This window comes from Shewanella sp. MM_2022_3, from assembly GCF_022557375.1.
In the GTDB taxonomy this organism is placed as follows: Bacteria; Pseudomonadota; Gammaproteobacteria; order Enterobacterales; family Shewanellaceae; genus Shewanella; species Shewanella xiamenensis.
In genome coordinates, this window is record NZ_JAKZGV010000082.1 from 1 (window position 1) to 9,092 (window position 9,092).

Sequence of the window (9,092 nt, forward strand, 5' to 3'; positions counted from 1 at the left end):
ATAATAAACACCACATTAACAGAATGGTTGGTAACAAGTAGATTTATCTATTTTAAATTAATAGGTTAACCATCAACCTCACTCTAAGTGCGTTCAATATTTTTTAATAGCCAATCAAGATAAATTGATAACATTTGCTCACATCAGCAATATTGTTTTATCTCTGCGCGGCTGTTCATTTTCGACTATCGACGCAAAAGCCGATCTGGAAGCTGCTGTTTACGGATAAAGCGGTTATAATCACCGCCGAATGACATCCTTAGATAGAGAGCTCCATGGTACAGATAGGAAAAACCTGCAAACTTGAGGTAGTAAAACAAGTCAGTTTTGGTGTGTATTTAAATGCCCACGAATTTGGCCAAGTGTTACTGCCCAACAAAGCCACCCCAAAAGACTGCCAAGTCGGTGACTGGCTAGAGGTATTTTTATATCTGGACTCCGAAGATATTGTCATTGCCACGACCCGCAAACCTTTGGCTCAAGTAGGAGAATTTGCCTACTTAAAAGCCGTGGCCACTGGGCCTTTTGGCGCATTTTTAGATTGGGGATTAGATAAAGATCTGTTACTACCTTTTGGTGAACAGCATAAACCGATTGAAGAAGGTCGCTCGTACCTTGTTTATGTGCACGTTAACCGAGCTGATGAGCGTATTGTTGCGTCATCAAAAATCGATAAATTCCTCGATAAAACTCCCGCCCAGTATGAAGTAGGTCAACAAGTTGACTTATTTATCGGTGGCACCACAGATTTAGGCTACAAAGCCATTATTAACCATGCCCATTGGGGCGTGATTTATCAAAACGAAGTGTTCCAAAAACTGCGTTTTGGTCAAAGGCTAAAAGGCTTTATCAAACAAGTCCGCCGCGATGGCAAAATTGATTTGGTATTGCAGCAAGGCAGTAAGCAAGAGCTTGATAAAAATGCGCACATTATCTTAGTAAAACTCAAGCAAGCGGGCGGATTCTTACCCCTAACGGATAAAACCGATGCCGAAGTGATTTACGAACAACTCGGTATGAGTAAAAAAGCCTTCAAAAAGAGCATCGGTGGCCTGTTTAAAGCGGGCAAGTTAAGTATCGACGATGATGGTTTACGCCTAACTGAAGCTGACTGATTGGGCTGAATAGTCAACCTCATACGGGACTTAGGACTCTCTTGTAGTAAGGTTCGTGGTTTATTTGTCCAAATAGTCTGCCCAAACACTCAGTTTACCGACAAGCGCTAGGATCTTAAGCATGGCTCTGTTATAACAAAGTCATGCTTTTTTCTTTGGAGCTTATATGGAACTCACGTTACACGAAGCCAGAGTTATCGGATGCCTACTTGAAAAAGAAGTCACCACCCCAGAGCAATACCCTCTTTCACTCAATGCCCTGACCCTCGCCTGTAATCAAAAAACCAGCCGCGAACCTGTATTAGAACTCACTGAAGCGCAAGTACAAGCCGCCCTTGATTCATTGAACAAAAAGCGCTTAATCAGCGAGCAATCCGGCTTTGGTAGCCGAGTCGTCAAATATAAGCACAGATTCTGCAACACCGAATTTAGCGAGTTACAACTTTCCAGCGCGGCGGTAGCCATTGTTTGTTTACTGCTGCTTCGCGGCCCACAAACGCCCGGAGAGTTACGCACCCGTAGCAACAGACTGCATGATTTTAAAGACGTGCTCGAAGTGGAAGCCTGCATTAAGCAACTGATGGAGCGGGATAAACCCGTACTGGCTCAACTGCCGCGGGAGCCTGGTAAACGTGAATGTCGTTATACTGAGCTGTTCTCCCAAGGTGCTGAGCAAATTAGCGCAGCGTCATTCACCAATGCCACAAATGCAGATGCCCACCCGCTAAACGAGCAGGATAGACAACAACTGGAAGCGAGAGTCACACAGCTTGAAGAGCAAGTGGCAGAACTTAAAGATAAGTTAGAATCGCTTATCGCTTCTTTATCCTAACCGCGCCGCGGACGACTTTCGCAAGTAGTCACTCTTAATGATGACTAAGGTGAGAGTTTGTCCGCTCACTCACTGACGAGACAGCGAATGACACCAAATGCTCCCAGTACATTCAATAACATGCTTTTGATCGCTGGCTTTGAATGTCGAAAATTTCTATTTAACCTTCGCGGGATTATCGCCCTGATTGCCTTTGCATTAGTGTGGGGCATGCTATTGCTCTACCCCATCCAAGGCGCTTCGACCCTATTAATGCAGCCCAATATTAAAGATCTGATCGACGGTCTCTTAGGCAGCCAAGCACTCAATGTGCTGTTTGACTGGCCCGTGGCGGAAATGGCTATCTTCTGGTGCTTTGCGCTGTATCTGTTTCCCATGTTCAGTATTTTGATTGCCGCCGATCAGTTCTCCTCAGACAAATCCCGCGGCACATTGCGCTTCTATACCCTAAGAACCAGCAAAGACAGCCTACTCTTCGGCCGCTTTTTGGGGCAAATCCTGATCCAAGGTCTACTGATCTTATTGACCATCCTCGCCACCATAGCGCTGGCACTTACTCGCGATATCGGCTTGTTATTACCCGCATTAACGTCGGGAGCCTTGGTCGGCATCAACTTGGTTATCGTGATTTTACCCTTTACCGCCGTGATGACTCTTTTGTCCCTCTATGCCAGCACGGCAAGGCAAGCCATGGTTCTGGCCACTATTTTGTGGACCGTCGTCTCTATAGCACTGCTGATATTGGGTAATGAATCGCGCTTATTTGAGGCTTTACAATGGCTACTGCCAGGTGCTCAATTATCAAACATGTTGAACACCAATGGAATCAATAGCTTAGCCTACGCGCCCATACCACTACTGCAAACCGCAATCGCCCTCTTCCTTGGCCGAGTTTATATCCAAAGGAGTCAACTATGATCCTCGTTCAGTGCCAAGGACTGTCAAAAAACTATGGCAGTAAAAAAGCGCTCAATAACGTTAACTTAACCCTAGAAGCAGGAGCTCCGATCGCCTTGGTTGGCCCCAACGGTGCGGGTAAAACCACTCTGTTTAGTTTGCTATGTGGTTATCTCACCCCAAGTGCAGGCTCGGTTAGAATTCTAGGAGAAGCGCCGAATAGTCCAGCATTATTAGGCCAAATTGCCGCCTTGCCGCAGGATGCCACACTCGATCCCAATTTAACCATTATCAGCCAGTTAAGCTTCTTTGCGCGTCTTCAAGGGATGGATAGCAAGCAGGCAAACCAAGAAGCCCTGCGTGTACTGAATTTAGTGGACTTAGCCGAGGTCGCGCAGCAAAAGCCACCGAGTCTAAGCCATGGGATGAGTAAACGAGTGGCGATTGCCCAAGCCTTAATCGGTGCTCCCAAGTTGGTATTACTCGACGAGCCAACCGCAGGGCTCGATCCGGCTAATGCCAAGAAAATCCGTGAACTCGTCAGAACGCTCTCGCCCACAACCACCTTTGTGATCAGCTCTCACAACTTGGACGAACTCGAGAAGCTCTGTGACCAAGTGCTGTATCTAGATAAAGGTGAGCTGGGCCAGTCGATTTCGATGCGCTCATCCAATAGCGGCAGTGATTATCTCACCCTCACTATGGAAAGCTGCGACAGTGAAGCGCTCATCCAAGCCGTAGGTCAAATAGCTGGTGTGGTGAATATCACCTCAAAACAAGCCCATGTATTTGTCATCCAGTTGGATGACACGGCAAATCGCCATTATGAGTTTGAAACCGCCCTGCTCGCCCTATTTAATGAGCAACATTGGCAATATAAGATGCTGCTTAAAGGGCGCACATTAGAAGAAACGTTATTTTCTTAAGTCCCCGATAAGTCTAGCCATTATTCCTACGCTTAGCTCTAACTCAAACAGCGCCCGCAAGGGCGCTCAGTAGACACTTTGTTGTTTATACACAGCGAAACCAATATCATTTCTTGCCCCCTATCAAAGGTGGAATAGTCGTAAATATCAATGTTAAAACGCTTTATCCTTTAACTTCCACCTTAGCGCTAAACGCCATCCACTAGGCCAACTTAGCCCCTAACGCTGCTTATATAAGGAGTATTTCCGTTTCAAAAGAAAAGGTGAGTTGTCATCGCTAACCAATAAAGCAGCAGTTAAGCCGCTTTGGCAAACCTAGGCTTTCAATCTGATCCCGAGCTTGTTATAAACTCCCCTTTCCTGCTCTTTCGCTGAATTCAGAGGTTTCAATGAACAAAGCACAACTTATCCAACGTATCGCCACTTCGCTTGAACAGTCCCAGGCCAGCACTAAACCTGTTGTCGAACAGATCCTACAACAGATCCATATCGCCTTAAGCGAAGGTGAGAAAGTCTTCCTGCCGCAATTCGGTACCATCGAGTTACGTTATCATTTACCTAAATCGGGCCGTAATCCACAGACGGGTGAGACAATTGAGATTTCGGGCTTTAACCAGCCGAGCTTTAAGGCGGCGACAGCGCTAAAACAAGCGATAAATGAGTAGGTAGTATTGTGGATATGTAAAAGAGCCTCATGAAAACCACGGGGCTTTTTTATCGGCCAAGATTAACGATATTACGTTGGCAATGAGCTTGGGAGATAAAACGTAACCTGCCCTAGCTGAGTTTGATGTTATAGAGCTTAGAGAGCAGTAACAAAGTCAACCTAAAGCCAGCTACTGACGGCGTGCCAGAGGCTCTATCTAATAAAATAGACAAGTCGCGGTAAAACAAAACGAAAAAATCAGTGCTGCAAATGCAAAAAAGCCCCGACTAATGTCGAGGCTTATTTACTATTCACTAAGAATAATGGTACCCGAGGCCAGACTTGAACTGGCACGCTGTTACCAGCGAGGGATTTTAAATCCCTTGTGTCTACCGATTCCACCACTCGGGCAAACTCTTAATATCGTCAGCACTGCTGTTGATATTGTTAACTCATTGCTTCGACCTATTGATTATATATCAAATACTTAGGTTACGAAGTTTAACGCTTCAGCTCGTTTGAGCTGTCACCATTATAATAATGGTACCCGAGGCCAGACTTGAACTGGCACGCTGTTACCAGCGAGGGATTTTAAATCCCTTGTGTCTACCGATTCCACCACTCGGGCAAACTCTTTATATTAACGACGGGAATCGTGTCATTAATATCTTAATTATGGAGGCGCGACCCGGAGTCGAACCGAGATCGACGGATTTGCAATCCGCAGCATAGCCATTCTGCCATCGCGCCATCTTTCCAATCATTTAGATTGGAGCGACATATCGGGTTCGAACCGATGACCTATACCTTGGCAAGGTATCGCTCTACCAACTGAGCTAATGTCGCATCACGCAGAGTTAAGATTTTGTTTTCACTTCGTCTCTCGTCTACGGGGAGGCATTCTACCTATTTACGATGCAGTGTCAACCGCTGTTTTATCGATAACTTACTGCTTGCGCACTAAATAATCTCTTTGATCTTTTATTGTGCTATTCAGCCGTTAAATCTTTCCAGGCGGCTAAAATGTAACTCATCATTGACCAGAACGTTAATACGGCAGCGATATATAACAGCACAAATGCCGCGGTGATCATGAGTGGATTGTATTGCCAGATAAGGCCAATAATCGCCACCATCTGCGCCGCCGTTTTATATTTGCCGATCCAAGAAACCGCAACCGTGCCGCGTTTACCTAATTCAGCCATCCACTCCCGCAGGGCTGAAATCACAATTTCACGGCCAATCATAAACAGTGCTGGCAGTGTGAGCCAAATATCAGCGTATTGGTCAACTAATAATACGAGCGCGGTGATCACCATCAGTTTATCAGCGACGGGATCGAGAAATGCGCCAAAACGGGTCAGTTGCTTGAGTTTACGCGCCGCATAACCGTCTAATGCATCCGTTAACGCCGCCAACCAAAACACAAATGCGGCAACAAAAGGCGTCCAGCTGTAAGGTAAATAAAACAACACCACAAAAATGGGCAGTAAAAAAAGCCTAAAAAGAGTTAATGCTATGGGTAAGTTAAACGGCATGATCAAACCAGTTAGTCAAAAGCAGCGCCAATCTTGCCTTAATTTTATCACCCTCGCAATGCATCATGAATGGTTTGTGCCATTTCTATGCTGATCCCAGGCACTTTCGCTAACTCGGCCACGCTCGCACCCTTCACTTCCTGCAAACCGCCCAAATGTTGGAGTAACGCTTTACGGCGTTTAGGGCCAATGCCCGGAATGGATTCAAGCGTTGAGGTGTTACGGGTTTTCTGACGGCGATTACGATGCCCAGTGATGGCAAAGCGGTGGGATTCATCGCGAATATGTTGAATAAGGTGCAATGCGGGTGAGTCATCCTCAAGGGAAAAGCTCGTTTCTGTGTCACCAAAGATTAAGGTTTCCAGCCCAGGTTTACGGCTCTCCCCCTTAGCCACGCCAATCAGTTGCGGCGCTTTATCTAAATTGACAAATTTCTCATCGACAATTTGCTGCGCAATACGCAGCTGACCTAAACCGCCGTCGATAAATAAGATGTCAGGGATTTTGCCGCTGGCATCGATTTTATCAAATCGACGGCTAATGGCTTGCTTCATGGCGGCATAATCATCGCCTGGCGTAATACCTTCAATATTATAACGACGATATTCGGCTTTATGCGGCCCTTCACGATTAAACACCACACAGGAGGCTACCGTGCTCTCGCCCATGGTATGGCTGATATCGAAACATTCCATGCGCTGGATTGGCGCATTAAGCTCGAGGATTTCCTCAAGCAAGACAAAACGCTGTTCAACAGTGTTTTTATGGGACAGGCGCGTCATCACCGCATTGGTGGCGTTGGTGATCGCGAGGCGTAAAAAACTCGCCCTGTCGGCGCGCACATTGGTTTTAATGCTGAATTTTTTATTCAACGCCTCAGAGACGGCCGCCTCTAGCTCATGCAATTCTTCAAAGTGATGGCTTATCACCACCTCCTTAGGAATAGTGCGTTGAATATCGGCATTTAAATAAAACTGTAGCAGGAAGGAGCGTAAGACTTCTTCGATATCTGTTTGCGCGGGAACCGTTGGATAATAGCTACGGCTACCAAAAATTTTACCTTCGCGGATAAATAGCAAGTGAAAACAGGCAATGCCCGAGGCATAGTGTACGCCGATAACATCCATATCGCCGGTATTACCCGAGACTTCTTGCTGCTCAGCTACCCGGCGCAGCGCCATAATTTGATCGCGAAAGCGCGCGGCTTGCTCATAGGCTTGCTGCTCGGCGGCCTCTTCCATCTTAGCCACCAGCTCACTGATAACTTGTTTATCTTTTCCCTTAAGGAACAAACTGGCGAGTTTAACCTGCTCATCATACTCCGCATTACTGACCTTACTGACGCAAGGCGCGCTGCAACGGGATAACTGGTACTGCAAGCAGGGACGAGTGCGGGATTTATAATAGAGATCATCACACTGGCGGATAGGAAACAGCTTTTGCATCAAGTGCAAACTTTCACGCACCGCGCCGCCATTCGGATAAGGCCCAAAGTAATAGCCCTTCTCCCGCTGCGGCCCGCGATGGTATGCAAGGCGTGGATGCTCGTGTTGACTCAAGAAAATATAGGGGTATGACTTATCGTCCCGCAGTAACACATTGTATTTGGGCATGTACTGCTTGATATAGTCATTTTCAAGCAGCAGTGCATCGGTCTCACTATGGGTCAGCGTCACATCGATATGATGGATATGGGACACCAGCGCCTGAGTTTTCACATTGCCAAGGTTTTTACGGAAATAGGAAGATAAGCGCTTTTTAAGATCTTTGGCCTTACCCACATAAATGACGTCACCTTTGACGTCATACATGCGATAAACACCCGCCGAAGAGGTGACTGTACGTAAAAAACTCTGGGCGTTAAAACCTGTCGACATCGTTACACACCCACTCTTTTACTTACCATCTTCAAAACTGCTTGATAAATCGTTTTCAAACTCACAGCTAACACTTAATTAATGCTAGAACCATTGACACAAGCGGCCATTAGAAATGGCCAGCATCTAACATTTTATAGCGGATCGCTAAACGAGTCAGCTCCACATCACCACTGATCCCAAGCTTGGCAAACAAGCGGTAACGGTAACTGTTAACGGTTTTGGGGCTTAAGTTGAGCTGCTCAGAAATATCATTGACCTTTTCACCATTGGTGATCATCAACATAATTTGCAGCTCACGCTCAGACAAGGCTTTAAACGGATTCTCATCGGCGGGATTGAATTGGCTCAATGCCATTTGTTGGGCAATTTCAGGAGATAAATAGCGCTGCCCACGGGAAACCTGACGTATCGCTTGCAATACTTCAGGTGGCGTCGCACCTTTGGTTAAATAACCAGACGCGCCCGCCTGCATCACTTTACTGGGGAACGGATCTTCGGTGTGCACTGTTAGCACAATAATCTTAGCATGAGGTTGATAACGTAAAATCTTACGCGTCGCTTCGAGTCCGCCCATACCTGGCATATTCATGTCCATTAAGATGACGTCGGCTTCATTTTGTCTCGCCCACTGTACCGCGGTCTCACCATCGGGCGCTTCACCCACCACTTTGATCCCACGTTCATCTTCTAAGATACGGCGGATCCCAGTTCTCACCAGCTCATGATCGTCAACTAAATATATCGATATCAACTTTATCCACCTTTAACCAATGCTGACTAAGAGAGTTTAGCCAAATCAGAATACCGCAACCGGAATATAGGTTATCAGGGTAATTTAGCCCAACAATGGCATTTCGCAAAGCATAAAATGAATATTGTTAACTAGATGATATTTAAAGAAACAACTTGCTAATTAATGCAGTTTGAAATTAAGAGCTTGGTATAATGAAAGTATGAGTAGAGCTCAGGATTGGGCTAATTGATAAGCTGACGCAAAATATAGCAGGTTTAAAACGCTCATCGAAAATGAAGTCGTGTAAATGCAAAAAGCCGCTAATTGCTTAGCGGCTTTTTAGCCGACTATTGTGCTGGAGCAGCGCTTAGCATGAAGAACCCGGGTGCAAATTGCATAAACAAAAAAGCCATCATTGCTGATGGCTTTTCCGTGAAATATGGCGGAGGAGCAGGGATTTGAACCCTGGGTGGGCTATAAACCCACGCCGGTTTTCAAGACCGGTGCATTAAACCACTCTGCCAC

Annotated in this window: 8 protein-coding genes and 4 tRNA genes; 5 read left to right on the forward strand and 7 right to left on the reverse strand. The window is 46.1% G+C overall.

The annotated features are described in order from the left end of the window. The first annotated feature begins 275 nt into the window (after positions 1-275). The 5 genes from MMG82_RS20820 (at position 276) to MMG82_RS20840 (ending at position 4,435) form a co-directional block, all read left to right on the forward strand. Positions 276-1,115 carry a S1-like domain-containing RNA-binding protein gene (locus MMG82_RS20820; protein WP_099458061.1) on the forward strand — a complete coding sequence of 280 codons (840 nt, stop codon included), beginning with the start codon at positions 276-278 and terminating at the stop codon, positions 1,113-1,115. 166 nt (positions 1,116-1,281) lie between these two features. Beyond that, positions 1,282-1,947 carry a DUF480 domain-containing protein gene (locus tag MMG82_RS20825; RefSeq protein ID WP_088585748.1) on the forward strand — a complete coding sequence of 222 codons (666 nt, stop codon included), beginning with the start codon at positions 1,282-1,284 and terminating at the stop codon, positions 1,945-1,947. Between the two features lie 87 nt (positions 1,948-2,034). Next, positions 2,035-2,865 carry an ABC transporter permease subunit gene (locus MMG82_RS20830; protein WP_172590613.1) on the forward strand — a complete coding sequence of 277 codons (831 nt, stop codon included), beginning with the start codon at positions 2,035-2,037 and terminating at the stop codon, positions 2,863-2,865. Beyond that, positions 2,862-3,770 (forward strand): ABC transporter ATP-binding protein, encoded by a 909-nt coding sequence (locus MMG82_RS20835; protein WP_172588171.1) that lies wholly within the window; start codon positions 2,862-2,864, stop codon positions 3,768-3,770. The genes MMG82_RS20830 and MMG82_RS20835 overlap by 4 nt, the downstream gene beginning before the upstream one ends. 389 nt (positions 3,771-4,159) lie before the next feature. Next, positions 4,160-4,435, forward strand: coding sequence for an HU family DNA-binding protein (locus tag MMG82_RS20840; protein WP_241407369.1), 276 nt, complete (start codon positions 4,160-4,162; stop codon positions 4,433-4,435). A gap of 305 nt (positions 4,436-4,740) precedes the next feature. Here MMG82_RS20840 and MMG82_RS20845 read toward each other — a convergent pair. From MMG82_RS20845 to uvrY, 7 genes are all read right to left on the reverse strand, one after another. After that, positions 4,741-4,827: transfer RNA gene (locus MMG82_RS20845), tRNA-Leu, on the reverse strand. Between the two features lie 130 nt (positions 4,828-4,957). Continuing rightward, positions 4,958-5,044, reverse strand: a tRNA-Leu gene (locus MMG82_RS20850). A 48-nt stretch (positions 5,045-5,092) separates the two neighbouring features. Further along, positions 5,093-5,166: transfer RNA gene (locus tag MMG82_RS20855), tRNA-Cys, on the reverse strand. Between the two features lie 20 nt (positions 5,167-5,186). After that, positions 5,187-5,262: transfer RNA gene (locus MMG82_RS20860), tRNA-Gly, on the reverse strand. Between the two features lie 143 nt (positions 5,263-5,405). Then, positions 5,406-5,954, reverse strand: coding sequence for a CDP-diacylglycerol--glycerol-3-phosphate 3-phosphatidyltransferase (gene pgsA / locus MMG82_RS20865; RefSeq protein WP_037417386.1), 549 nt, complete (start codon positions 5,952-5,954; stop codon positions 5,406-5,408). Positions 5,955-6,001: 47 nt separating this feature from the next. Continuing rightward, positions 6,002-7,831, reverse strand: coding sequence for an excinuclease ABC subunit UvrC (gene uvrC / locus MMG82_RS20870; protein ID WP_047533591.1), 1,830 nt, complete (start codon positions 7,829-7,831; stop codon positions 6,002-6,004). Positions 7,832-7,940: 109 nt separating this feature from the next. Then, positions 7,941-8,585, reverse strand: a complete 645-nt coding sequence (gene uvrY / locus MMG82_RS20875; RefSeq protein ID WP_011622328.1) for a UvrY/SirA/GacA family response regulator transcription factor — start codon at positions 8,583-8,585, stop codon at positions 7,941-7,943. Between the last annotated feature and the right edge of the window lie 507 nt (positions 8,586-9,092).

Bases quoted from the DNA above. Each gene is read 5' to 3' on its own strand.
- MMG82_RS20820 (WP_099458061.1), top strand. From the start codon at position 276: ATGGTACAGATAGGAAAAACCTGCAAACTTGAGGTAGTAAAACAAGTC.
- MMG82_RS20825 (WP_088585748.1), top strand. From the start codon at position 1,282: ATGGAACTCACGTTACACGAAGCCAGAGTTATCGGATGCCTACTTGAA.
- uvrC (WP_047533591.1), bottom strand. From the start codon at position 7,831: ATGTCGACAGGTTTTAACGCCCAGAGTTTTTTACGTACAGTCACCTCT.
- MMG82_RS20830 (WP_172590613.1), top strand. From the start codon at position 2,035: ATGACACCAAATGCTCCCAGTACATTCAATAACATGCTTTTGATCGCT.
- pgsA (WP_037417386.1), bottom strand. From the start codon at position 5,954: ATGCCGTTTAACTTACCCATAGCATTAACTCTTTTTAGGCTTTTTTTA.
- MMG82_RS20840 (WP_241407369.1), top strand. From the start codon at position 4,160: ATGAACAAAGCACAACTTATCCAACGTATCGCCACTTCGCTTGAACAG.
- MMG82_RS20835 (WP_172588171.1), top strand. From the start codon at position 2,862: ATGATCCTCGTTCAGTGCCAAGGACTGTCAAAAAACTATGGCAGTAAA.